Source organism: Allobosea sp. MMO-172, assembly GCF_037147855.1.
In the GTDB taxonomy this organism is placed as follows: Bacteria; Pseudomonadota; Alphaproteobacteria; order Rhizobiales; family Beijerinckiaceae; genus Allobosea.
Genome location: NZ_JBBCUM010000004.1, coordinates 84897 through 106953, shown reverse-complemented (window position 1 = coordinate 106953; position 22057 = coordinate 84897). Strand labels below are relative to the sequence as shown.

At 66.3% G+C, this 22057-nt stretch carries 26 protein-coding genes; 1 reads left to right on the top strand and 25 read right to left on the bottom strand.

Annotation, left to right across the window (positions count from 1 at the left end):
* Positions 1-37: 37 nt before the first annotated feature.
* Genes WFK61_RS07675 through WFK61_RS07665 form a run of 3 tightly spaced genes read right to left on the bottom strand, consistent with a single transcriptional unit; the run spans position 38 to position 1853 of the window.
* Complete coding sequence (locus WFK61_RS07675) at positions 38-1186, bottom strand: phage late control D family protein (RefSeq protein WP_336810947.1); 1149 nt, start codon at positions 1184-1186, stop codon at positions 38-40.
* 3 nt (positions 1187-1189) lie between these two features.
* Positions 1190-1402, bottom strand: coding sequence for a tail protein X (locus WFK61_RS07670; protein ID WP_336810946.1), 213 nt, complete (start codon positions 1400-1402; stop codon positions 1190-1192).
* 4 nt (positions 1403-1406) lie between these two features.
* Complete coding sequence (locus WFK61_RS07665; protein WP_336810945.1) at positions 1407-1853, bottom strand: phage tail protein; 447 nt, start codon at positions 1851-1853, stop codon at positions 1407-1409.
* Here WFK61_RS07665 and WFK61_RS07660 point away from each other — a divergent pair.
* Positions 1852-2292 carry a hypothetical protein gene (locus tag WFK61_RS07660; protein WP_336810944.1) on the top strand — a complete coding sequence of 147 codons (441 nt, stop codon included), beginning with the start codon at positions 1852-1854 and terminating at the stop codon, positions 2290-2292. The two genes, WFK61_RS07665 and WFK61_RS07660, sit on opposite strands and share 2 nt — an antisense overlap.
* On the opposite strand, the gene WFK61_RS07655 is transcribed toward WFK61_RS07660, so the two are convergent.
* The 22 genes from WFK61_RS07655 to WFK61_RS07550 form a co-directional block, all read right to left on the bottom strand.
* Positions 2289-4388: a phage tail tape measure protein gene (locus tag WFK61_RS07655; protein ID WP_336811194.1), complete on the bottom strand. Its 2100-nt coding sequence runs from the start codon at positions 4386-4388 to the stop codon at positions 2289-2291. The two genes, WFK61_RS07660 and WFK61_RS07655, sit on opposite strands and share 4 nt — an antisense overlap.
* Before the next feature lie 297 nt (positions 4389-4685).
* Positions 4686-4979 carry a phage tail assembly protein gene (locus WFK61_RS07650; protein ID WP_336810943.1) on the bottom strand — a complete coding sequence of 98 codons (294 nt, stop codon included), beginning with the start codon at positions 4977-4979 and terminating at the stop codon, positions 4686-4688.
* Positions 4980-5014: 35 nt separating this feature from the next.
* Positions 5015-5521: a phage major tail tube protein gene (locus tag WFK61_RS07645; protein WP_336810942.1), complete on the bottom strand. Its 507-nt coding sequence runs from the start codon at positions 5519-5521 to the stop codon at positions 5015-5017.
* An 80-nt stretch (positions 5522-5601) separates the two neighbouring features.
* Positions 5602-7071, bottom strand: a complete 1470-nt coding sequence (locus WFK61_RS07640; RefSeq protein ID WP_336810941.1) for a phage tail sheath protein — start codon at positions 7069-7071, stop codon at positions 5602-5604.
* 93 nt (positions 7072-7164) lie between these two features.
* Complete coding sequence (locus WFK61_RS07635) at positions 7165-7497, bottom strand: hypothetical protein (protein ID WP_336810940.1); 333 nt, start codon at positions 7495-7497, stop codon at positions 7165-7167.
* On the bottom strand, positions 7494-8696 hold the full coding sequence (locus WFK61_RS07630) for a hypothetical protein (RefSeq protein ID WP_336810939.1): 1203 nt from the start codon (positions 8694-8696) through the stop codon (positions 7494-7496). The genes WFK61_RS07635 and WFK61_RS07630 overlap by 4 nt, the downstream gene beginning before the upstream one ends.
* On the bottom strand, positions 8674-8874 hold the full coding sequence (locus WFK61_RS07625) for a hypothetical protein (protein ID WP_336810938.1): 201 nt from the start codon (positions 8872-8874) through the stop codon (positions 8674-8676). Before WFK61_RS07625 ends, WFK61_RS07630 begins: the two co-directional genes overlap by 23 nt.
* Before the next feature lie 9 nt (positions 8875-8883).
* Entirely contained in the window at positions 8884-11160 is a 2277-nt protein-coding gene (locus tag WFK61_RS07620) for a hypothetical protein (RefSeq protein WP_336810937.1), read from the bottom strand.
* An 8-nt stretch (positions 11161-11168) separates the two neighbouring features.
* Positions 11169-11798 (bottom strand): phage tail protein, encoded by a 630-nt coding sequence (locus WFK61_RS07615; protein WP_336810936.1) that lies wholly within the window; start codon positions 11796-11798, stop codon positions 11169-11171.
* Positions 11798-12697 (bottom strand): baseplate J/gp47 family protein, encoded by a 900-nt coding sequence (locus tag WFK61_RS07610; protein ID WP_336810935.1) that lies wholly within the window; start codon positions 12695-12697, stop codon positions 11798-11800. Before WFK61_RS07610 ends, WFK61_RS07615 begins: the two co-directional genes overlap by 1 nt.
* Positions 12694-13089: a GPW/gp25 family protein gene (locus WFK61_RS07605; RefSeq protein ID WP_336810934.1), complete on the bottom strand. Its 396-nt coding sequence runs from the start codon at positions 13087-13089 to the stop codon at positions 12694-12696. Before WFK61_RS07605 ends, WFK61_RS07610 begins: the two co-directional genes overlap by 4 nt.
* A complete protein-coding gene (locus tag WFK61_RS07600; protein ID WP_336810933.1) occupies positions 13089-13349 on the bottom strand; it encodes a PAAR domain-containing protein in 261 nt (86 codons plus the stop codon). Before WFK61_RS07600 ends, WFK61_RS07605 begins: the two co-directional genes overlap by 1 nt.
* A complete protein-coding gene (locus WFK61_RS07595) occupies positions 13346-13837 on the bottom strand; it encodes a phage baseplate assembly protein V (RefSeq protein ID WP_336810932.1) in 492 nt (163 codons plus the stop codon). The genes WFK61_RS07600 and WFK61_RS07595 overlap by 4 nt, the downstream gene beginning before the upstream one ends.
* Positions 13834-14601: a hypothetical protein gene (locus WFK61_RS07590; protein WP_336810931.1), complete on the bottom strand. Its 768-nt coding sequence runs from the start codon at positions 14599-14601 to the stop codon at positions 13834-13836. The genes WFK61_RS07595 and WFK61_RS07590 overlap by 4 nt, the downstream gene beginning before the upstream one ends.
* Positions 14598-14987: a hypothetical protein gene (locus WFK61_RS07585; RefSeq protein WP_336810930.1), complete on the bottom strand. Its 390-nt coding sequence runs from the start codon at positions 14985-14987 to the stop codon at positions 14598-14600. The genes WFK61_RS07590 and WFK61_RS07585 overlap by 4 nt, the downstream gene beginning before the upstream one ends.
* A 2-nt stretch (positions 14988-14989) precedes the next feature.
* Complete coding sequence (locus tag WFK61_RS07580) at positions 14990-15997, bottom strand: major capsid protein (RefSeq protein WP_336810929.1); 1008 nt, start codon at positions 15995-15997, stop codon at positions 14990-14992.
* 10 nt (positions 15998-16007) lie between these two features.
* A complete protein-coding gene (locus tag WFK61_RS07575; protein ID WP_336810928.1) occupies positions 16008-16391 on the bottom strand; it encodes a head decoration protein in 384 nt (127 codons plus the stop codon).
* A gap of 2 nt (positions 16392-16393) precedes the next feature.
* Positions 16394-17437: a head maturation protease, ClpP-related gene (locus tag WFK61_RS07570; RefSeq protein WP_336810927.1), complete on the bottom strand. Its 1044-nt coding sequence runs from the start codon at positions 17435-17437 to the stop codon at positions 16394-16396.
* A gap of 9 nt (positions 17438-17446) precedes the next feature.
* The gene (locus WFK61_RS07565) at positions 17447-17689 is read right to left on the bottom strand and encodes a hypothetical protein (protein ID WP_336810926.1); all 243 of its coding nucleotides are present in this window, start codon (positions 17687-17689) and stop codon (positions 17447-17449) included.
* Positions 17686-19284, bottom strand: a complete 1599-nt coding sequence (locus WFK61_RS07560) for a phage portal protein (RefSeq protein ID WP_336810925.1) — start codon at positions 19282-19284, stop codon at positions 17686-17688. The genes WFK61_RS07565 and WFK61_RS07560 overlap by 4 nt, the downstream gene beginning before the upstream one ends.
* Positions 19281-21380: a terminase gpA endonuclease subunit gene (locus WFK61_RS07555; RefSeq protein WP_336810924.1), complete on the bottom strand. Its 2100-nt coding sequence runs from the start codon at positions 21378-21380 to the stop codon at positions 19281-19283. The genes WFK61_RS07560 and WFK61_RS07555 overlap by 4 nt, the downstream gene beginning before the upstream one ends.
* Positions 21377-21991: a hypothetical protein gene (locus WFK61_RS07550; RefSeq protein ID WP_336810923.1), complete on the bottom strand. Its 615-nt coding sequence runs from the start codon at positions 21989-21991 to the stop codon at positions 21377-21379. Before WFK61_RS07550 ends, WFK61_RS07555 begins: the two co-directional genes overlap by 4 nt.
* Between the last annotated feature and the right edge of the window lie 66 nt (positions 21992-22057).

Sequence of the window (22057 nt, the reverse complement as noted above, 5' to 3'; positions counted from 1 at the left end):
CGCGGCGGGCCGGTTGAGAAACGATGCGGGTGAAGGATCAGCGCTGATCGAGCCTGAGGCCACCGGCGCCCCAGCCGTCCGGGGCGCCCGCCTTCACATTGTCGGGCGCATTCGGCGGGGGCGGCTTAGCAGGCGTGTCGCCCGACGCGGAGCCGGCACCCGCGCCGGTGCCAGCGCCCTTGCCGGATTGGCCGTCCCAGAGCTTGGCCGAGATCTTCGAGCGGAAGCCCTGCGCCTTGCTGAAGCTATGGGTGACGCCGTCGATCAGCCAGGGCACGCCGTCGAGGCCGGGGCGGATGTCGCGGCAGATCAGCGGCGCGCCGGCGACGAGGCCGGTATCGCCCGGCATCTCGACCGAGAAGGAGCCCTCCCCCCGCTTCAGCTGCTTGGCCTTGGCCTGCGCCGCCTTGTCCGCCTCGGCTGCATCGGCATAGGGCTCGGGCAGGCGGTAGACGCTGTCGCTCGCCCCGCCGGCCGAAACCTCCATCTCGATCCGCTTGGCCTTGTTCCGGTCCTGATAATAGGCCGTGACCTTCCCATAGGCCTGGCGGTCGTTGAACTCGTATTCGAGCGTGCCCTCGATCACCCGGTCAGGCGTCACGATGACCTGGCCCATGCTCGCGCCCGAGAGCGACAAACCCGCCCCCCTCTCGGCGAAGATCACGATACCGTCTTTGACGGCAAACAAGGCATTATGGCGCCTCGCCAACCTCTCGAGAAAATGGCCGGGCGTCTCGTCTTGCTGTCCGAACCACTTATATCGATGCTGCCCTATCGCTTCCGAGACTTTCGCCGACCATCCCGCATCTCCGGCGACATCCTCGACGATTTTTTGCACCGTCTCGTTGTCCCAATGCCTCTCGCTGCGGGTCTTCAGCTTGCCCTTGCGCAGATCCGCAGCCTTCCCGCCGATCGACACCGAATAGGGCAGGCATGCGCCCTTGATCGTGTCGACGACATAGCGGCCGACCTGCCGAAGGCCGGTCTCTCGATAGCCCAGCTTGGCGACGACGACGGCGCCCTTGCGCGGCATCTCGAGGAACGCCGGCGGGCCGTCGAGCAACCTGGCATCGAAGCGATCACTTTCGATGCCTTCCTTGTCCTCGCAGCTGAACTCCATCAGGCGCTCATAGAATGCCCCGGCGACGGGCTTGCCGTCGACCGTCAGTTCGATCATCGGATGCATGGATCAGTCCCAGAGGCTGGTGAGCTTGCGAGCTTCGCGCTGGGGGACCGGCAGGTCCGGCAACAGGATGCGGGTGCCCATAGGCAGGACTGGGCCGAGATCGGCGAGACCGGGATTGGCGTCGAACACGATCTCGGTGATGTCCGCCGTGCGGCGGTAGTGCTCCCAGCAGACCATGTCGACGGTCTGGCCCTGCCTCGTCACAAATGGCGTCATGGCGTTACCCCAGGAGCGAAAGCAGGCTTCCGACGACATCCGAGGAATCCACCTCGCCGTCGTAGCGCTTGAGCTTGATCAGATAGGCGTTGCGGCGCGGGATCCCGGCGCGATCGATGAAGCCGCGATCCTCTTCGACACCCTGGATGGTGTGATAGCCATAGATCCGGCCATCTGCCGCATCGCCGGCGACGAACATCATCGGCTCGCCCGATTCCGCGGCCGCGATCACGCCGTCGAGGCTGTCCTGTCCGCCGAACTCGAAGGGGAACAGCACGCCCTTGATCGTCACCTCGTCGCTGGTCGGGCCGAGCCATTGCTGGGCATTGAGCCGCTGTGCGACCTCGATATCGCTCCAGCTGGTGTTCACGGACCGCGCCAGCCCGTCATAATGGAAGCCGATCGCCTCGAAGGCGAACGGGCCCAGCGCCATGGAAACAGGATTGGTCATGAAATATGCTCTCTCAATCGGCTACGTGGTGATGATCGCCACGGCCACGGCGGCGAGCGCGGACGAGAGGCGTTCCGCGAGGGCGCTCTATGATCTGACGGCCAGCACGGCCCGAGCCCTGGAGACAAGCCCATTTGACCGCGTCGCCAATCAAAAGCTGAAAGCAACGCTGGACGCCCGCGCCGAAGCATTCGAGTTCGATACCGCCAGTAAGGACAGCGAAAGGCTGTTCAACTGCGAATACGCGGCAAAGCAGCTTTCAGTGATCCTCTCCGACGCAATCCTCGCCGAGCGCCCCGCACCTGCGGCACGAGCGAAGATCATGCGGGATCGCGCCCGCGACTGGGAAACGGAGATGGAAGGCTGCCGGCGCCTGGTGAAAGCGCCAGCAGCAAAGATCCACATGCCGTCTCTGGTTCGCCGGATCGCCGGAAACTAGTTGGCGGCGTCAGAGAATGCACCCTCGAGCGCGCGCTTCGTCTGCGCGCCAACCTGCCTGCCGACAGCCGCGCCGATATCAGCCGCGCTCGCATTCGTAGTCGCATTAACGACCACGCTGACCGAAACCGGCACGCTCGGCACGGGCGGAGGGTTGGTGATCCGGACGTCCTGCGTCCCTTTCGGCTGGAGGAGACCCTGAAGATCGCTCGTCTTCAACGGTCCCGCTGATTGGTCGGATCCCTTCTTGCTGCCCGAGCCGAACCAGCTCTCGAAATGCCCGATCAGGCGCTGGACCGTCGGGACGAGGCCGGGATCGGGCCGGTTCGACGTGTCGAGGCCCAGGCGCTTGTCGACCTGGTCGAGGCCGGCATCCATCGAAGTGCGGCCGACATACTCGACCGCCCCCGCGAACAGACCGTTCTTCAGCACGCTGCCGAGACGCGTCATCAGGCTTGCCTGCGGCGCCTCCGACAGCATCGCGGAAACCCGCTTCTGCAGATCCTGAATGCTCCAGGCGCCCATCGGCCGCGGCGTCTTCACGCTCTCGACGCCGCCGAGACGCGAGCCGCCGACAGCCGGCACGGAGCCATTGCCGCCGCCCGGGCGCGCGGCCGGCGACCCGGCCGGCGGCGCGGCCGCGCCCGCCGGCCGCAGCGCGCTGATCAGGGAGCCTGTTTTCTTGCCGAGCGACCAGAGCATCTTCATGCCGGTCAATGCCAGGATGGCCGAGGTGAGGCCACGGATGGCCTTGGCGAAAATGCCGATGCCGACCGCCGCCGCTCCCAGTTTCAGCGCCCAGACCGACAGCGATGAGAGGTCGAGCCCGGTCAGCTGCTGGAAGCCGGAGACGAAGCCGCCGATCGCCGCCGCGAATTCGCGCAGCGCGGACCCCATCTGGCGGAATTTCTCGAAGCTCTGCCCCATGGCGTCGACATCGGCCGAGAACGTCTCGGTCTTGCCGAAGATCAGGTCGCCGAGCTTGCCGAAGGCTTGCGCCATCCCGCCTTCGCTGCCCGGGCCCATGATACCCGTCACCAGCCCACGGATGGAATTGCCCAGGCGGTCCAGGATGGATACACGCCCGTCCATCGAGTTCAGGATGCCGGAGAGCTGCTCCATGCCGGCTGTCAGCGGGCCGAGGAATCGCCGGCCGGACGCAATCCGCAGGTCCTCGAAAGCTCCCGAGAGGCGGCGAACCTGCCCCTCATAGGTCTTCATTCGGCGTCCGAAATCCTGATCGACAACACCGCGTGCGCTAAGGGCCCCGTCCCGAATTCGCTTGTACTCTTCCAAATTCTGGATGAGCGGCCGCAGGAATTTCTGCACCTGCTCGTCCTGATAGAGATCTCCAAGCTTGGCGAGATCGCCCTTGAGCACCTTATTGGCATTCTCGGCAAGCATCACGAAGATGTCGCCGCCAGCCTTCTGGGTCTTCTTGACCTCCCCGCGAATATCGACGTTGAAGGCCTTCCACTTTTTCACTGCATCCTGAGACTGGATCTTTTGCATCAGGTTGGCGGTGTTGGTTGCAGCTTCCGAACCTGTGGCTGCGCCCTTGCGAGCGATCTGCAGCGCCGCGGTCAACTTCGAGACAGCATCGACGCCAGTCATACCGAGCGCCTGGGCCGACGCCGTGAGCGCGGGGAACTCAGCGGCCATGTCCTTGATCTCGAAGGCGCCCGCCTTGCCGGAATAGGCCATAGAATCGAGGATCTTTGGCACATCCTTCGCCGCAACCTTCAGGTTGTCGATCGAGGAAAACACTGCCTTTGCAAGGTCGGTCACCTCGGCATTGTAAGCCGTCGCCGTCCGACCGATGCCGGGAAGAGCCTCCATGGTCTTATCGACATCGAGGCCGAAGCCCAGGAGCGTGTCGACGCCCTTCGCCATATCGTTGGCGCCACGACCAACGTCCTTCGCGAGCTTCCGCACGCGCTCGCCGAGCTGGTGCATGCTGGCGTCGGACAGATCAGCCTTCTGCGCGATGTCGAGCAGGCCGGTCTCGAAGCTGGCCGCCGGCGTCACCATGCCGGCGACGCTGCGCTGGAGCGCATAGGCGGCGGCCGTGGCCGCGAGCAGCTTGACGTGCAGCATCGAGAAGCTGCGCGTAGCGCGATCGCCGACGGCCGCCAGGCCGCCGCCAGCCCCGGCGCCGACCGAGCGCAGCCGGTTCATCAGGCCGAGGATGCCCCGGGCCGGGCCGGAGGCGCGATCCGTGAGACGGATCAGCAGATCGGAGCGGAGCTGCGCCATCGGATCAGGCCACCATGACTACGGGACGGGGCAGGCGCAGCAATTCGACATAGCGGCCGAACCAGTGCAGCGCCTCGCGAGGCTTCATCCGCAAAACCTGCGGCAGGGGCGTGCTGCCGACATGCGAGATGACGGCGGCTATGTTGCTCCAGTCGTCGGCTTCTTCTCGTTTCCCATGAGATGCCCGACCTTGTCGGTCACCACCGAAAGATCGCGCGCCTTGAGCTTGCGGATCGCCTGGATCGGCACGCCGGCCATACCGGCGAGAATGGCGGCGGTCTTCTGCATCTCGCCGGACACCGCATCGGCGGCGCAGAGATCGCCGAGCTCGGCCTCGCGGAAGGTGAGTTCGGGATAGGAAGTACCACCGTGCTCAATCGGGACGATCAGCGACACAATGACAGGGTCGAAATTCTCGGTCGTGTTCGGCATGGAAATCTCCGGAGGAAGGAGGAAGGCGTCGAGCGTCAGAGCAGCATCGAGGCGCGCTGGCCGGCATATTGCGAAACGCCGCCGACCTTGATGTCGAAATCGTCGACCTCAAGCAGGTTCTCGCCGTCGATCTCGAGCTTGTAGTAGTGGACGGCGACGGCGTAGTCGTTCTCGGCCCGCTCGCCGGGCTGCCAGGTGCCGCCGTTGGCCGTCTTGATGAAGCCGCGGATGGTCATGACGGCGGAGTGGTCAACGCCGTCTTCGTCGACCAGCGCACCCGTCACCATGAAGGGCGTGTCGACGCCGGGGCGCAGCCCGAACAGCTTGATCACCTGCGGGTCGAGGCCGGGCATCTTGAAGGAGAACTCGGTCTTCTCCAGGCCCATCTTGACTTCGCGCGGCTTGATCATGCCGCTGTTGCGCATCTCCTCCAGCTTGTCGGTCGGGACCGGCACGGTGATATCGCCGATCTGGCCGAGCTTGCTCTGGCGATCGGCCCAGAGCGTGCAGTTGCGCAGGATGAACTTCGGAAGATTGGACATTCAGAGCTCCGAATGAGGGCAGGCCCGCCGGCGCGGGGGCGGCGGGAGCGCGTCTGGGCGCCGATTTGGAACAGGAGAGGTCAGGCGGCGAGGCTGAGCGGGCCGGTTTCGATGGCCCCGCGCACGCTATCGAGCAGCAGCTGGTAGTAGAGGATGTTGCGATGGGTCGTGACGTGGATCTGCTCCATCAGCCCGACCGGCTCGAACTCGACGTTCAGGAAGACCTTGCCCTGCGCATTGAGCGACGGGACGTTGAGATCCGAAAGCCAGACCCGCCCGCCCAGGATGTCCTCGCTCAGCGTGAAGACCCGCAGGGCGGCGTTGCCGTCCTCGACCATCATCTTCAGGTTGCCGCGCGTGAACTTGCGGTCGACATAGAGGAAGTAGAGGTCTTCCAGCGCCTCATTGACCATGTCTGCGGTGGCGCGGACACTGTCGAACTGCCAGAGGATGTTCTCGGCCGCGAGCCGCGAGCCCCAGGTGCGAAGGCCGCCGCGCTCGTTGATGATCGTGTTGACCTGATGCTCGTTCAGGTAGTTCGAATCGAGCGGGTAATTGATCGTCCGCGCAGCGCCGTCGAGCGTGCGGATCATCTTGTTGGACACGGAACCCGAGACGCCCTCGGCCGAGGCGACGACGCGCGAGCGGACGCCGGCGAAGACCGGCGCCGACGGCACGATCACCGGCACGTCGTCGACATTCTTGATGCCGAGCGGGTCGATCACCAGGATGCGGTCCGAATTGATGGTGTTGCGGAAGCGGACCGCGTCAGAATTCGTGGTGTTCGGGCCGTGGATATAGGCCCGCGCCCGGGCGCCATCGGCATGGCAGATGGTGCGCAGGGCCGAGACGAAGGCGTTGCCGACATCTCCGAGATTGGTCACGCCGGCCGGCAGAACCTTGCCGGCGTCGGAGCCGCCGCCGGAGAAGGCGATGGTCGGGGCCACGGTCATGCCCTTGCCGGGCGTCAGCACGCGCACGCTGGCGACGGTGCCCGCGGCCGAGCCCGTCCCCATCACCGCCTCCAGCGTGGGCAGCACCTTGCCGGCGGCCGAGCCGCCGCCCGTGGCGGTGACGACGGGCGCCTCGGTCAGGTTCAGGCCGTTGCCGGAGAGCGCGACCGAAACCACGCCGTCGGCGATCCAGCTGCCGGTGTCGCCCTCGGTCACGATCACGCGCGGCTGGTAGCCGGTGAGGGCCTTAACGCGGTGGAACGCATAGAGACCGGTGCGCTCGACGGGATCGCCGATCAGGTTCGCCGCGAGCGTCGCCGGCGTGGCCGAATATTCGACCCGGTTGACGACGACATAGGATCCGCCCTCCTCGAGGATCGTGCGCAGGTCGCGCAGCAGCGAGCCGGCGGCACCGAGCGCCACGCCCTGCTTCAGCGAGGTGACCAGCGTCGGGCGATTGATCGGGAAAGCAGCCGGGTCGGCATCGTCGGCATGACCGTTCAGGAAGGTGACGCCGTGGTTCTTGAGCCGCAGGACGCTCGGCGTATCCGGGCTCTCATCGAGATTGACGCCATGGAAATAGGACAGGTCGGCCATTCAGGCGCTCCTTCGGGCAAAGAAAAAGGCGCCCGGATGGGGCGCCTGGTGGCGGGGTGAGCGATGGCGCGCCGCGTGCGCGGCGGTGGGAATTCAGTAGGTCGCGGCATCTCGAAAGCCGTCGTCGATCTGCTCCGGCGAAAGTCCGATCGCGGCACCAATGCTGCCGATTAGAGGATTGCTCCTCTCATAGGCCGATGCATCGGCCCATTCGATCTGCGCTTCAGCTCGGACCGGTGCCGGCAGTGAGCCGATCGCCGCCTCGACATCTGCGAGCGCGATCCCCTGCCGCACAAGCCAGAGCCGAAGCTGCCGGCGGGTGATGTTGGGGATCGGTACGACGGAAGGCGTCGCCCACAGTTCGGTAAACGCCGCGACCTGCTCGGCCGGGATAATGACCATCTCGCCGTCGATCATGCTTTTCATGGGGGAGTCCTTTGACCGTACAGAAAGATGTAACTTCCGGCTGCGAGCTGACCCACGTTCGAAAAGAATTGAATGCCATTATGGACTGCATTCGCGCCGGCACTGTTGGTCTGTCCGCCATGGAAGTCGAGGATTACCGCCCCTCCGTTGTTATTCCAGGTGCTCCGGCCATCGTGATGTGTAGGTCCATTTTCGTTGACGCCAGTAAGCTCAAGACTAATTTTAGTTGGAAATCCCGCTGAGATGGCGGCCCCGCTCATAATGCTATAACTCTGAGACACAGTACCCGCAGCGTATCCGCCACCTGCGAAGTATCCAACCTGCCCAAAATAATCAGTTGCACCGGAAAGCCAGCTAGCGCCTGCATCTTTACTCAGTCGGAAACAAGGGGCGCCTCCGCCAGTAACAGAGATAATTTTTCCGACCGCACGAAGATTAACGTAGTTACCTACGTTAGTAACGAAATTGATCGACGCGGCGGCAGCCGGCAGCTTTTGATAGCCGATGAATTCGTAGCCGAGACCGAGCGCGGCGCGCGCAGCATCAGCGTTCGCCAACTTGGCCCAGGTCGCTCCGAAAGCGCTGGCATTCTTGAAGATGTCACGACCGTCCGCGTTGCTGCCAAGGTTGGCGAGCACCTGAGCAAGCTGAGGCCCGGTCAGCGCCTGCGCAGCATCGAAGCGCAGGCGGTTGCCGAGAGCCGTCAGAATGCCCGAAATCGCGTTCGGATCGTTCAAGAGTGCTGCGGCGAGCTCGCCGATCGTGTCGAGAGCGCCCGGCGCCGAATTGACCAGCCCTGCAACGCCAGCCGCAACCGCCGCCGCAATGGCCGCGTCTATTCCGACAACCTTGTTGTAAGGAAGCGTCCCGGTCGCGTTGGCCAGCGCCAGATAGAATTCCGGCAGCTCGCCGCCGAGCTTCAGGGCGTTCGGCGCGTTGCCGTCGCCGATCACCTCTTCAACCTGTTGACGCAGGTCAGCCACAGACTCGAGCAGGTTTTCGAGCTGCGGGGCGACATTCTGACTGATGACGTCAAGCGCGGCTTGCGTCCCTTCCGTGATCAAAGCTTGGAAGGTCGCCTCCAGTGCCTCGCGCGCTGCCAGCCGTGCCGCGATCGAGGCGAAGACCGCATTCCACAGTGCCGGCGTCAGTTCGTCGGTCGCCTCGACCGCATAATCATTCGCGGGGAGCGGCGGCATCGACGATCTCCTGGCCATGCTCGGCGACGAGCGCGTTGAGCACCGCGCCGCTCAGGCTGTGTTGATTGCGCGGCAACAGCCTGAGCGCGCCGACCCGCACGATCTGGTTGAGCCGGACGTCGTAGATGAGGCTCGGGTCATAGGGCGGCGCGGCCGCCGGAGGCGTGGCTTTCGGCATGAGCAGACCTCAGGTCGCGATGATCATCGCGTTGTTCACAAAGGGAACGTCGACGACGTTGTCGGTCTCGATTTTCGGCGCCATGCGAGCGCTGGTCGTCGGCGGCACGGTGAAGGTGCTTTCGACGAAGCGTCGTTTCGGATCGTCCACGTCGATCGAGACCGTGGTGGCCGTCGCCGGATAGGTGGTCGCGCCGACGATGACCTGCGGCGTGAAGTCGTGGATCGTGTCGTCGAAGGCGTCGAGCAGGTATTGTGTGACGATCTGCGTCGCCGAGAGCCCGAAATTGACGACCTTGCTGACAAGGACGGCCTCGTCGGAGTTACGTCCGACGCGACACTTGAGCTTGTTGTCCACCACCACCATCGGTGCGAGGTCGGCGGTGCCGAGCATGACGAGCTTGAGCTCGATCAGGGCCGGCAGGCTCGCCAGCGGATGGCCGCCGCCGGGATAGTCGTCCTCGATCGGATACCAGTTCGGCTGACCGCTCGGCCGGAACTGCCACTCCAGCGCCGTCCCGCCCGGCGCCCAGGACTTCATGACCATCTCGACATCCGTCATGCCGCCGGCGAGAGCGACCGGATCGAACGCGATCTCGGTTCGCGGCTGGCGCATCCGGGCACCACGCACCCGGAAGGCGAAGTCGGCCGAGAGATCACCCTGCTGGAACACCCCGTCGGTACAGGCGAACCGGGTGCCGCCCGTGAACTTGTTGGCGCCGGTGCACCAGATCGAGTGGTTGCCGGTCGTGACCGTGACGATGGCGTAGCGCTTGCCGGCTTCGAGCAGCGTGTAATCGATGACGAACTCGTTCCAGCCGACGACCAGAGCGTCGCGGGCCTTCGTGACATGGGCGATCACCTGGCCGAAATCCGGCGCGCCTATGGCGCTGCAGGTGCAGAGCATCACCGTCACGTCGCCGGTTGCGCCAACCTTCTCGAAATCGAGCTCGATCGCGGTGGCGATGAAGGGCTGCGCGTTGAGGAAGCTCTGCGCATAGACCGACCCGTTGAGCCCGACCTCGGTGTTCTCATAGGTCCACCAGACCTCGCTCCACTCCTCCACGATCGCGCGGCGGATATGGCGATACATATCCTGGCCGGAGTAGTGCACGAGCCCGTTCGAACCTTCGAGGAGGAAGGTCTCGCCGTCGAGCGTGAACATCTGGCCGATCTGCACGCCTGCCAGCTGGTTCGCCCAGTACTGGGTGTTGGTGCAGACCAGCTGCGCGGTGCCCCACGCGACCCGCGAGCGCGCGACCTCGTGACGGGTCGCCGTGACGACGGTGTGGGTGAGCTGGCTGATGTTGAGGGCGGCGTCGTGCCCCTCGTTGGCGATCCTGACGATCTCGTCGAAGGCCGGGATCATGCGACCGTTGCGGATCATCACCGCCGGATCGTCCGCCGTCGCCAGCGTCAATTGCGAGATGCTCTCGCTGGTATAGGGAACCCGGCCACCCTCACGCACGCGGCCGCGCCAGGCGGCATGTGTGGGGTCCCAGATGTCCCAGGTCAGGAAGGAATCGAAGACATGGGCCCGCGCTTCCTCGGGCAACACGATCTCGCGGTTGAGCTGGCCGAGGTTACGCTGGATCTGCCTCATGATGGCGGGGCGCGGAATATCGCGCAGCCGAGCGGCGATGTTGACGATGTCGGTTTCGATGGCCGTCGTGCGGGTCGAGATGCCCGTCACGTCGTCCTCGAGGTCTGAGACGCGTCCCTCGACCTCGTAGAGCGACTTTACCCGCGACGGCTCGCCCGGCTCGATGGCGAGAATGCCCGCCGAACCCAGCAGCACCCAGGCGACGACGGCATCGCTCTCGGCGATGACCGGGCGCGCGGCCGGCGCCGGCGAGGCCTCGCCGAGCTGGCGCGTGAAGCCGACCTTGCGAGCTGCGACCTTCGGCACGGTGAACTGGACCGGCTCGGAGGTCTCGACATCGGTCGAGGTTTCCAGATAGCGCAGGGCCATCTCTTCCTCGACAGAGCCGCGCAGGATGATCGCGACCCAGCGCTGATCCGACGAGGCGAGCGGGATCGAGACGAGCAGGTTGATATCGGTCTCGTCGAGTGCCTCGTACACCATCTCGCCGGTGTAGTAGCGGCCTGGCGTGAGCCGCACGATCTGTGAGGACTGCTGGCTCGCGGTGAAGCCGCTCCAGTGCGCGGGATAGCCGATGGCGTCGGCCACGAGGTTGTCCATTGCGGCCTGCGCGAAGCGGCCGATATCGGTCAGATCCTCGCTTTTGCCGAATTCGGCCTCGTTAAAGAGGACGCGTCGGGTCATGGTCTCTCCTAGAGGCTCGCTCGGTCGAGAAAGTCGCCGAAATGGTGGCCGGAGGCGAAGCCGATCGCGTCGCCGAAGGTGGGGCGCCGGCGCCACTGGAAGGTGGCGAGGTATTGGGTGGCCGGTCCCTTCGCGACGGTGGCCGCGATCCGGGCCCGGCGAATCGGCTCGCCGTCGACGCCGGTGAAGGCGCCGCGGTCGAGCGCGCTGCGGCCGATGACGAAAGCGCGCTTGTGCCGCTTCAGCTTGACCTTGATCAGGTAGCGCGCCCGGAAAGCCGGGAAATTGAGCGGCTCGCGGTCGAGCGTCGAGCGACCGATGACGAAACGCCGGGGGTGCGCCATCGTCGAGACGAGCGTCGCATCGACATAGGCCAGCAGTGCGACCAGGCCCGGCCGGGTACCGATCAGGTCCGCGAGCTCCGACCATTCGGCCGTGATGGCGCGCTTGCGGGCCACGCTCCAGTCCCCGAACCACAGCCGGACCCCGTTATGGACCGCCAGGAATGGCAGGAACGCGACCGGCGTGTCCGGCGGGCTGACAGCCTGCCGGATGGGGACGGGCAAGGCATCCGTCATCGCATGCAGCAAAGCCCGCTCGCCGGGGCTCGCTGCCCCTTCGAGCGGCGGGACAGGCATCAGGAGGCGACCTCAACGGCTGTGTCGATGTTGCTGCAGATCGGGATCTCGTATGCGCTGCACACGACATCCGCGGTCGGGGCGAGATGCGCCGCCGAGACGATGGAAGGACCGAACGCCGCCCCCGCGAGATGGTCCCGCTGCACCGTCGCACCGATCGAGGCCCGGGCGTCGGCGACGGAGCGGACCCGCGCGACGGCTTCCAGCCGGACAAGCTCCGCATCCGGACCGACCGGCACGCGCAGCGTCTGCTCGACGGAATAGGGCCGGACGGTCGCGGCCAGAACGAAGACGCCGATCGCCTCCGGCTTGGCGCTCGCCGCCGTCACCGCGGCGCGGACCAGCGCGATCTTGTCAGGTGGCGTCGGACCACCGGGGCCGGCGATCACGAGATCGATTTCGCCGCGGCGCCCATGGACGGCCCAGCCGTTCACCCGTGCGTCGAGCATCGCCGGCCAGGCGGTATAGGCATCGAAAAGGAGCCTGTCCGCGCTCCCGGCCGATGCCCGCCCAAACGAGAGCAGGTAGCGGTTCAGCAGCTGCGCATCGCTTTCGAAGACGCCCGCGGAAATCTCGAGGCGCTGGACGTTCTGGCGCGCCGCGACGACGTCGAGGTCGTTTCCGCGCGCCAACGGAGCGAACACCGCCCGGACGCCGTCATTGACGCGTTGCCGGTCGAGCAGCCTAAGATAGGACCACGCCTGGCCGACGATGATGACGGGATCGGTTTCGAGATCCGGGACATCGTAGGCCGGCAGCGTCGGATCGCGCTCGCGCTCGATCTCCCACCAGGCGAGGAAGCGCGCCTTGAACTGGGCAAGCAGCGTCTCGAAGTCCAGCGCCTCGATGGCGTCGGGCGCCGGGACGCGCGACAGGTCGATCACGGAATGCGTCGTCATGACGGCCTCACGACGCGCACGGTGGCATCCTCGACGATGCTGAAATCGCCGAGATGGCCGCGCGGATAATAGTTTCCATGGAGCTCGATCGAGATCTTGCCCGTCGGGCCGAGCCTGACCAGGCGACCGTCACCCGTGAACATCGAGCAGCGGGTGAGCCGGAATCTGGGCTCCCATCGCGCGATGGCGATAGCTGCGGCGGCATAGAGCGCCAGCACGCGGCGCTGCGTCATCTTGGCGTCGATCAGGTCGAACAAGGCCGACCCGAAATCGCGACGCATCACGCGCGATCCCAGCGGCGTGGTCAGGATGACCTCGATCGACTGCTGGACATGAGCCCAGCCCGAGATGCGCTTCAAGGTGCGGCGGTCGAGGCCGTTTCCATCGGGCATCAGGCACAGGTCCATTTCGACTGGCTGGAGACGAGCGAAGCGCCGCAGGTGATGGTGTCGCCCTGGCGTGCGATCGGCGCGCCCTCGCACTGGTATTTGCCGGAGCCCGACGCGATCGTTTGCGATCCGTGGATCGGGCAGACGAACGCATCGCCGCGGCGTGCGATCGCGATGCCGACACAGTTCCAGCGCGAGGCGGCCGAGGTGACCGCGCCGCCATGGCTCGACGTGTCGCCGAGCCGTACGATCGGCTTGCTCATGCGAGTTCGCCGCTCGACGCCTCATAGCTGATCGACTGGGCGCGGCAGCTGATCGATTGCCCGCTGAGGGCGATGGTTGGTGCATCGATCGTCAGCGTGTCGCCGGAGATGAACAACCGCACCTGGCCGCGCGTGATGACCATCTCCGGCCCGTCATGCGGCCGGGGATTGGCGTTGGAGGGGACGGACATGGAAATCTCCCCATCCGCGAGATCGCCAGACTCTGAAATCACCGTCACCTGCTGGTTGAGCGAAGGCGCGATATGCGTCTTTGTCTCGCCAGCCGCGATCTCGCCCCACGGCATCGGCGGGCCGATGAATTTCCGCCCGTCGCGGTCCGAGAACTCGACGCGCGCCAGCCCCTTCGCGTTGTCGACCTCGACGATGGTGCCGGTGCGCTTGCGGTTGCGGTCGCGGCGCTTCTGGTCGGCGAGCTGATCCGCGATCCAGCGGATCTGCCCGGGCAGGTCGTCGGGGATATCGCTCATCCGCCAGATCCTTCGGTCAGAACCACTTCGCCGAGGTCGACATCAGCATCTCCGAGGCCTTCGGCCGGCGTTATCTGCAAGGCGACGGCCTCGCCGCCCGTCAGCGCCAGCTGCGCCTGCTCGATGCGCCAGGAGGGCGGCTGCGGATCGCCGACGATGGACGACCGGATCACGGCCGCCAGTTTGCGGAATTCGGGATCGGTATCCTGCTCGATCGCGTCCAGCAGGTCCGACCAGACGCCGGCCGGCGGCTTGCCAAAGGGCGGATCGCCAAGCGGGTGGACCTCGATTTCCATCTGCCGACCGGCAAAGCGCAGCAGCTTGTCGGCCGAGGCACCCCGCCGTGTCCGGACCCGCCCGACCTTCGGTACGAGACGACGCCAGAGATTCGCCCAGTCATTGGTCGGGTCGGCAAGCGCAATGACGATCTGGCGCGCGATCAGGTCGAGCGTCATCTCCATCAGCGCGTCGGTCGGAACCAGCGCGTCGACGACCTCGTCCTCGCCGCTGTCAAGGCGATAGCGCATCTTGCTGGTCACGCCGATTTCGACCGCCAGCGAGAACGCGCCGTTCCCGCTGATGTCGCGGCCGACACCCGAGGCTTCGCCGTCATCGGAATAGACGGCGATGAACGGGTGCTTGTGCTCGGCCGCGGCGACGTCGATTGCGGACACCTGGCTGTCGCTGACGGCGCCGCCGGCCATGGTGCGGCCGGCAAGCGCCTTCACCGTCGCGAGACGGATGGCAAGGCGGGACAAGCTCATTGGGCCGCGAGCCTCAACACGATGCGATTGCGACGGGGCGGATCGACGCGGGCGATCTCGTAGACCGCGCCGCCGCGCTGGACGGCGACGATCAGGTCGCCCTTGCGCAGGTTCTGCGCCTTGGGGTGCACAAGAGGATCGACCTGCAGTTCGGCCTCGCCAACCGGAATGCGAGCAAGCCAGGTGCCAGTGTTGCCGCCGGCGAGGTCGGACTGGCCGCCCTCCCCGACGAGAAGCACGCCGGCCAGATCGAAAGCCGCCCGATCGGGATCGGGCGACGCGCCGCCATATTGCGACACGCGCCGCGGGCGCGCGCTGATCAGGTCCGCCAGCTCCCGATCGACGCTGGCGCGGACCCGCGCCAGGCGATCGGGCCAGAGCGCCATGGTCAGGTCAGCGTCAGCTTGCGCAGCACGCCCGGCCGCGTGCAGAGCGAGATCGCGTTCATCTGCACCTGGAGGTGACGACCCTTGCCATCCCCCCGCGGCCACTGCTTGGCGTAGAACGGCAAGCCGACCGTGTTGACCGTCTCTTCGTAGTCCGCCGGCGCGAAACGGGTGATGAAGAGCTCGGGGACACCCTTGACCACCACGCGCGCCTCGTTGTGCGCGATATAGGGCGATCCGAGGTCGGCCGTCGCCTTCGCGCCGGTCTTGTAGCGCTCCCAGGTCGCGCCGCCGAACTCGAAGACGTCCGGCACATCCTGGCGCAGCACCTGAGCGTCCTGGAACACGAAGGTCTCGCGGACACTCTTGTGCTGCCACATCATCTTGTGCAGCGAGCGGCCGGTATAGACGTGGATACCGCTATAGGGCTCGTCGAGGGCGTCCTCGATCCCGTAGACCACATCCTGCCAGACCGAGCCGACCAGAGTGGCGTCACTGTCGAGCTCGAGCGAGACCGCCGCCGGCTCGGCGATGCCGAAGCGGGTGTAGAGGTTGTGAAGCACCGTACCGGATTTCGCCGTGACGATGCCCTTGATCGCGCCGACACGCTGATGCTCGAGCGTCATGGTGAGGTCAGCAGCGTGGCGCTGGGCCTTGCCCTCGACACGCTCCTGCACCGTCTCCAGCCGGTCCTCGCTGCCGAAGGCGCGCACATTCTGCACCTCGTCGGCCTTCACGCTGTCGTCGCGCTGGTAGTGGTCGACTTCGAAGGGCCGGCGCGAGCGGTTGTCATCGCCGGTCGTCTCGCCAGAACCACCGCGCGGAGACGGCTCGACCAGAGCCAGCTTGCCCTCGCGCTCCTCGATCGACACGACGGTCGTGGTAACGCCGTCCTCCTCGAAGATGCCGCTGGCGGAGACCTGCCCCGGGCGGTACGGCTCCCGATTGACGGCGGCAGTCAGGCTTTCGAGGGAGAAGCCCTCATTGTCCCAGATATTGATCGCGGGCATGAGGCTCTCCTTAGCGAGCGATGATGTTGGCGGCGGCGAGTTCGGCGATCGCAGCCTTCTTCTTGGCGTCGTTGTCGAAATCATTGCCCCAGACCAACATCGAGGTCTTCACCTCGGCGAGGCGGGCCACGACGACGGCCTTGACATCGGCTGCAGTCGCATCGACGCCGTAGGCCAGCACCGCGACAGCCAGATCGGCACCGGTGGCAGGGTCTTCCGCCGCGGCCGTGACCGGCTTGAACTTGCCGGAGGCCGTCACCTTGCCGAGCACGGCGCCCGGCTTCAGCACGCCGGAGCCGGACAGGATCGTCACGGCGTCGCGCGAGATCGGGCCGGCCTCCGAAAGAATGAAGGAAAGGTCACGCGGACCCATCGTCTTGGTATCGAACGCCATCGTCAGGCCCCTTTGTGAGCGGTGCGGCGCGCCGCGTAGATCGAATGAGCGGAGACGCCAGCCCGGCGGGACTTGTCATGAGCAGCGCCGGGCTGGGCGAGCCCCGAGGCCCGTGCACGCTCGGCGTCATAGTCATGATCCGGCGCGGCCGCGGCGGCCTTCGGAGCAACCGCGAGAGCGGCCTTGGCTGCATCAACCGTCGCGCCGGTCAGGTAGAGATGATCGGCGAGGGCCTCGCGGCCTTTCGCTTCATCCAGGGCCATGATGGCGCTGCGGCGGTCGCGGTCCGCCTTCACCGCATCAGCAGCGGCATCGGCACGGATCTTGTCGAGATCGGCGGGCTTGTCGTCCGCCTTCGGGGTGGCGCTCATGGGTTTCTCCCTGGTCTGAGCGATGGGGGCGGCGGACGCCGCGAGGAGCTTGTTGACGGTCCAGCCCCGCGCATCGGCCAGGGCGAGAACCGGGGCCGGCGCATGGGCATAGCTGCGATAGGCGAAGGCGGAGGGCTCGGAGCGCTCAGCCGCGGCCGCGCCGCCGACCGCGTCGGCGAAGCCGGCTTCGACGGCATCTTCAGCCGTGAACCAGGTCTCCGCCTTCATCAGGTCGCGCATCTCGGCAGCGGGCTTTCCGGTCCGATCTGCGTAGATCGACGCCATCGAGCCGCTGATTGCGTCGAGTTCGCCGAGGCGCTTCTGCAGCTCGCCGGCATCGCCGAATGCGATGGTCGAGGCGTCGTGGATCATCATCACGGCGCCGAGCGCCATGGTGATGCTGTCGCCGGCCATGGCGATGATGGAGGCCGCGGAGGCAGCGATGCCCTCGACGACGATATCGACCTTGCCCTTATGGGCCGCGAAAGCAGCGTGGATCGCCGTGCCTTCCGTGGCGATGCCGCCGCCGGAGTTCAAGCGAGCGACGATATCGGTCTCGCGGCCGAGCCGAGCCAGCGCGCCCGACACCTCCGCGGCGGTGAAGCCGTCTTCGAACCAATAGGCACCGACCGTGCCCGTCAGAACGAGCTCGTTGCCATCGACCAGGACTGCCATGGATGGACCTCAGTAGGCGCGGAAGCCCGCGCGTTTCGCGTAGCGGCGCCGCGCCGGAGCGCGGCCCTCCTTGATGTCGCAAGCAGTCTCGAGCCGCGCGATCTCGCGATCGAGCGCCCCGAGGTCTGCCCGGTGGTAACGGACCTCCTCGACGTCGAAGCGGATCTGGCTTTCGCTGCGGCCGGTGATGATGAGCGTGCGCAGCTCGCGCAGCCTCGCGGCCTCGACGCAGGGATCGACGGGCTCGATCATGCGGTGGTCACCTCGCCAGGCCGGGAAGCTGCAGACTGGCCGCCGCCCCGGACACGATCGAAAATGTCGGGCAGACCGGCAGACACCAGCGCCTGGCGCTCTTCCGAGCGCTTGGCGATGACGTCGTTCGAATCTAGACCGAGCTCGCCGCACTCGAATTCGAGCGTCGTCGTGCCGTTCTGCAGCCGCTCGCTCGCCGCGCGGGCCGATTTCTCGTCATCCGCCGTCGGCTTCGCCGGCCCCTGCCACTCAGCCCAGCAGATCGCGTCGCGATGCCGCTGGAAGGCGGTATAGCCCCCACGCAGCGGAATGCGCTCGGTCGCGATCTCCTCGTCGAGCCAGCTTTCGTACCCTGCTTGCGCCAGCGGCGCGGCGATCCGCTCGCGCCGACGCAGATTGAGCGGCCAGATCGAGGCCGTTCCCATCCGGGTGCTCGAATAGGTGGCGCCGGAATAATCGAGCGAGTAGCTCTCGGCCGTGATGCCGAGACTACGGGCCATCTCGCGGCGGAGATCGGCCGAGAAGGGCAGATAGACTCCTCCCGGGGTCGAGGCCGTGTGAAGCTCCAGCTTCTCGCCGGGCGCCAGATGGCTGACCTGCCCGGTGCCGTCGAGCGCGATCCGGCTCTTGCTGGCCTGATCGAGCGCGTTCTCGAAATAGCCGATGAAATCCCTCTTCAAGCCGCTCTCGGTGTCGTCGAGCGCCTCGATCGCGTTGAAGGCCTCGCTGCTCGGCTCCGGGGACGTGAGCGTCGCGGCGAAGACGGTCTGGAGGATCGCCGTCGCAAGCGTCACGTCCTGCAGCTGCTCGCTATGGGCATGGGTGCGCATGGCAGCCGCGATCGGCGAGACGCCGCGGACATCGCCGCCATCCCACGGATCGAAGCAATGGACGATCAATTGGCGGCCCTGGGCATCGCGAACGCGATGATCCCGCTTCACGTTCAGCCCTGCCTCGCGATGCTGCAGCCGATAGGCCAGCGGCCGCCCGTTCTCATCATGCCGGACGCCCTGGAAGAGGCCTTCGATCTCGTTGGTATCGGACACGAGTCGCGTCGGAGTGACCAGGAGCAGCTTGGTTCCGGTGCCGATGCCATAGCGGCGTCGCTCGGAGCGGCCCATGAACTCAACCAGACCGAGCGCTTCGCCATAGGCGACGTGATGGCGCAGGGCGATGTCGAGCAGCTGCGGCAAGCTGAACTTGCCGCGGAAGTCGACCTCGGCCGGGTTCCAGGCATAGCGGCGCCAGCGCTGCTCGACCATCCGGGCAAAGGCATTGGTTTCCTCGGCGCTATAGCCCAGCGCCGAGAGATCCGGCTTCGCGCGCAGCTTCAGCTCGTTGCCGACCGTGTCGGCGATGATCTGATCGACCGCGCCTTTCAACCGGCCCGAGTTCTGGATGAAGTCGACGGCCAATGCCGCGATCCGATGCCAGGCGCGCCGCGTCTCGTCGCGGCTCTCGACGAGCGAGGCCTGACGCATCGACAGCACGCCGGAGGCGCCATCGCGCAGCCAGCGGGCGGTTGCACGCTCGCGCGCAGGGGCGAAGGACGCAGGGGCGCTCCCCGCTTTGACCCTGACGCGCGGCTTGCTCATGTGCGATTGGCCCATTTCTGCTTGCGCGCCTCCCGCTCATCGGCGGAAATGCGCGTTCGTTGCGGTGCGAGCGGGCCGGTATCGGCCGCGCCGAAGAGATCGACGTCGTCCGGGTCGCCGCCATGCAGCTCGAGGATGAGATCGTTCCAGCGGTCGGCGTTCAGCCGGCGCTTGTGTTCGAGGTGCCAGGCCAGCGCGAAGGCGTAGACCGTCGCGTCGAACCAGTCGTTCTTGCGGTTGACCAGCTTGCGCCACTGCCGGCCCGCACGGGGCGAGACCAGGCGCTTCTTCTTGGCGTTGCCACCGACCGGCTCGTCCGGATCGACGAGGCGCTCCGCCGTCAGCTCCTGCGCGAACTCCGCATCGCAGAGATCGGCCGTGAGATGCAGCGTGTTCCGGGGCCAGACGCCGGAAGCATCCGGCCCTTGCAACAGATTGGCGATGCCGGCGGCGACTTCCGTCTTCACGTCGTAGAGGCCGACGGGATAGAGCATCACCTTCGCGACGACGCGCTTCTTGTCGTCCCGAATGTCACGTTTGACCGGGGTTCCCAGCCAGGGGCGGCCCTGATCGTGACGACCGTCGAGCGCGAAGCAGTTCGGGCGCCCCGAGCAGAATCGATAGACGCGATCGGTCGCGAAGCCCGAATCGACCCCTGAAAGGTCGATGCCCTTCATCCGGCCCGACGGCGTCGGATACTGCCGGCCGAGCGCGTCGGCGAGCGCGATCCACGGCGCATCGGTCTGATCCGGCGCGCCCTCGAATATCTGCCGGTCGACCAGCCAGCGCTGGCCGCGCGGACCGACTGCGTAGACCGTCCACTTGATGCCGTAGCCCTGAACGTCCGCCGCCGAGACCAGCAGGGCCGTTCCCAGCGGCACGATCCCGCGCGGATAGGTCGAGAGCTGAACGGCTTCCGACAGCTTCTCCCAATCGACTGCGACACCACCGGGATCGTAGGGTACCGCGAGATCCTGCTGGCAGTAGACGCGCATCTTCGTCGCGTCGCCTTCAGCCTCCTCGCCGCGCTTCCAGATCGCGCCGAACTTCTCGCGCGGCGCATAGGCCGCCCAGAGATGATAGCTCGGCTGCCAGTCCCGGCAGCGCCCCTCGCAGGGCGCGCAGCGCCAGCGCGGCATATCCTCCGGCCGGATCGCGGTCGGGACCGGATCCTCGCCTTCGCGAACCCGGGTCGCGATCCACTCGCCGCCGGCGAGCATCTCGGCCTTGTGGCCATCGACGATCGGGACGTCGCAGGACTGGCAGCGCAGATGCGCCGGCAGCCGCTGCTCTTCGTCCGGCCCCCGCATCATCTCGGGCGTGAGCACCTGGCGCACGCCGCAATGCGGACAAGGCACATAGAAATAGCGCTGGTCGCCATCCTCGAAATCATCCGAGATGGCGCAGTCGCCAGCGATGCCGGGGGTGGAGCCCTGCCATTCCTTGGCAAGGTCGCCATACATCTTCTGACGGGCGCGGGCCTGGTCGCGCGGCGAGCCGCGGCCATCGACATCGGCCAGGTACCCGGTCACCTCGTCCATCGCGAGGAACTTGATCGAGACCATCTGCAGGCCCTTCGAGGAACCTGCGTTGACGATCTGGCAGAAGCCGCCGGGAAAGCGCTTGAAGGCCGTGGTCGACCCCTGCTCGTCGCGGCTCGAAACCGGCGCCACCCGATGCTTGATGCGCTTGGTGGCGTCGATCGTCGGCTGCAGCTTCACCCGGTTGAACTTCGTCGCCTCCTCGAGGGTCGGCAGAACGATCATCATCGAGCCGGGCGACTGGTCGACGATGTAGCAGAACCAGTTCTCGATCGCCGTAGACTTGCCGAGCTGCGCCGCCCAGCGCGCCGTGACGCGCCGCGCGGGATGATCCGGATGCAGGCAATCCTGCGGCTCGCGCAGATACGGGACGCGCTCCGTCTTGAACTCGCCGGGCCAGGGCGACCCGGATTCTGGCGACACGATGCGATGACGATCCGCCCACTCCGAAATGGTCAGATTGTCGACGGGCTTGCTCGCTGCCGCGAGGCCGGCGAACAGCGCAGCCTCGCCGTCCGGCAAGGACGGGAAAGCCGACCGGAGATCCTCGGTCACGGATCGTCGGTATCGTCCGGCTCGACGGTCACGGCCTCGCCGGTCGGGCCCTTCATCGCGTCGATCCGTTTCATGATCTCGCGGTTGAAGATGTCCGTGCCGACACGGGCGAACGCCTTGAGCGCCACGCGAACCATGCGTTCATCCCAGCCATATTTGAGCGAGAGGCTGGCCGCCTCGCCCTCATAGGCGCGGTCGAAAGCAGCCTGCATGAGGGCGATGGCATCCCGGCCGGCCCGATCGACTTCGGACACGAGCGTCGTTTTATTCAGGCGCTCCGCGAGATCCATCTCGCGGAGGGCGGCATCGGCCTGGGCCTTGCGCGCCGAGCCATCGGATTGCGACCCGGCGAAGCGGGTCGCGGCCGGAGCAGCAAGGCGCCCCGGGGCGGCGGGGCGAACCTCCGCCGGCATGGCCCGGATGCGAATGTTCTCGGAGCGATGCGCCGCCAGCGCTTCGAACTCGACGAGATTGGCCTTGCCGTCCGGCCGCTTGGGAAGAACCTCCGCGTGCTGTTTCAGGTACCGCGACAGGGTGGACCGGTCGACCCGATCACCGGAGGCGGTCAGCCGAGCCGCTGCCTCCGTGATCGAGACCCAGTCGCCTTCCATCGTGCATGTCCCGTGCTGCACGCGTGCATGAACGTGCATCGCGTGTACCGCTTGCGAACCCGCTCA

What these genes read in the sequence shown, in the direction of transcription:
- WFK61_RS07655 (WP_336811194.1), bottom strand. Translation starts at nt 4,388, where the DNA reads ATGCTGCACGTCAAGCTGCTCGCGGCCACGGCCGCCGCCTATGCGCTC.
- WFK61_RS07570 (WP_336810927.1), bottom strand. Translation starts at nt 17,437, where the DNA reads ATGGCAGTCCTGGTCGATGGCAACGAGCTCGTTCTGACGGGCACGGTC.
- WFK61_RS07580 (WP_336810929.1), bottom strand. Translation starts at nt 15,997, where the DNA reads ATGCCCGCGATCAATATCTGGGACAATGAGGGCTTCTCCCTCGAAAGC.
- WFK61_RS07675 (WP_336810947.1), bottom strand. Translation starts at nt 1,186, where the DNA reads ATGCATCCGATGATCGAACTGACGGTCGACGGCAAGCCCGTCGCCGGG.
- WFK61_RS07595 (WP_336810932.1), bottom strand. Translation starts at nt 13,837, where the DNA reads ATGAGCGATATCCCCGACGACCTGCCCGGGCAGATCCGCTGGATCGCG.
- WFK61_RS07605 (WP_336810934.1), bottom strand. Translation starts at nt 13,089, where the DNA reads ATGCCCGATGGAAACGGCCTCGACCGCCGCACCTTGAAGCGCATCTCG.
- WFK61_RS07610 (WP_336810935.1), bottom strand. Translation starts at nt 12,697, where the DNA reads ATGACGACGCATTCCGTGATCGACCTGTCGCGCGTCCCGGCGCCCGAC.
- WFK61_RS07640 (WP_336810941.1), bottom strand. Translation starts at nt 7,071, where the DNA reads ATGGCCGACCTGTCCTATTTCCATGGCGTCAATCTCGATGAGAGCCCG.
- WFK61_RS07565 (WP_336810926.1), bottom strand. Translation starts at nt 17,689, where the DNA reads ATGATCGAGCCCGTCGATCCCTGCGTCGAGGCCGCGAGGCTGCGCGAG.
- WFK61_RS07670 (WP_336810946.1), bottom strand. Translation starts at nt 1,402, where the DNA reads ATGACGCCATTTGTGACGAGGCAGGGCCAGACCGTCGACATGGTCTGC.
- WFK61_RS07635 (WP_336810940.1), bottom strand. Translation starts at nt 7,497, where the DNA reads ATGAAAAGCATGATCGACGGCGAGATGGTCATTATCCCGGCCGAGCAG.
- WFK61_RS07620 (WP_336810937.1), bottom strand. Translation starts at nt 11,160, where the DNA reads ATGACCCGACGCGTCCTCTTTAACGAGGCCGAATTCGGCAAAAGCGAG.
- WFK61_RS07650 (WP_336810943.1), bottom strand. Translation starts at nt 4,979, where the DNA reads ATGCCGAACACGACCGAGAATTTCGACCCTGTCATTGTGTCGCTGATC.
- WFK61_RS07560 (WP_336810925.1), bottom strand. Translation starts at nt 19,284, where the DNA reads ATGAGCAAGCCGCGCGTCAGGGTCAAAGCGGGGAGCGCCCCTGCGTCC.
- WFK61_RS07600 (WP_336810933.1), bottom strand. Translation starts at nt 13,349, where the DNA reads ATGAGCAAGCCGATCGTACGGCTCGGCGACACGTCGAGCCATGGCGGC.
- WFK61_RS07665 (WP_336810945.1), bottom strand. Translation starts at nt 1,853, where the DNA reads ATGACCAATCCTGTTTCCATGGCGCTGGGCCCGTTCGCCTTCGAGGCG.
- WFK61_RS07645 (WP_336810942.1), bottom strand. Translation starts at nt 5,521, where the DNA reads ATGTCCAATCTTCCGAAGTTCATCCTGCGCAACTGCACGCTCTGGGCC.
- WFK61_RS07615 (WP_336810936.1), bottom strand. Translation starts at nt 11,798, where the DNA reads ATGCCTGTCCCGCCGCTCGAAGGGGCAGCGAGCCCCGGCGAGCGGGCT.
- WFK61_RS07625 (WP_336810938.1), bottom strand. Translation starts at nt 8,874, where the DNA reads ATGCCGAAAGCCACGCCTCCGGCGGCCGCGCCGCCCTATGACCCGAGC.
- WFK61_RS07575 (WP_336810928.1), bottom strand. Translation starts at nt 16,391, where the DNA reads ATGGCGTTCGATACCAAGACGATGGGTCCGCGTGACCTTTCCTTCATT.
- WFK61_RS07660 (WP_336810944.1), top strand. Translation starts at nt 1,852, where the DNA reads ATGAAATATGCTCTCTCAATCGGCTACGTGGTGATGATCGCCACGGCC.
- WFK61_RS07630 (WP_336810939.1), bottom strand. Translation starts at nt 8,696, where the DNA reads ATGCCGCCGCTCCCCGCGAATGATTATGCGGTCGAGGCGACCGACGAA.
- WFK61_RS07550 (WP_336810923.1), bottom strand. Translation starts at nt 21,991, where the DNA reads ATGGAAGGCGACTGGGTCTCGATCACGGAGGCAGCGGCTCGGCTGACC.
- WFK61_RS07590 (WP_336810931.1), bottom strand. Translation starts at nt 14,601, where the DNA reads ATGAGCTTGTCCCGCCTTGCCATCCGTCTCGCGACGGTGAAGGCGCTT.
- WFK61_RS07585 (WP_336810930.1), bottom strand. Translation starts at nt 14,987, where the DNA reads ATGGCGCTCTGGCCCGATCGCCTGGCGCGGGTCCGCGCCAGCGTCGAT.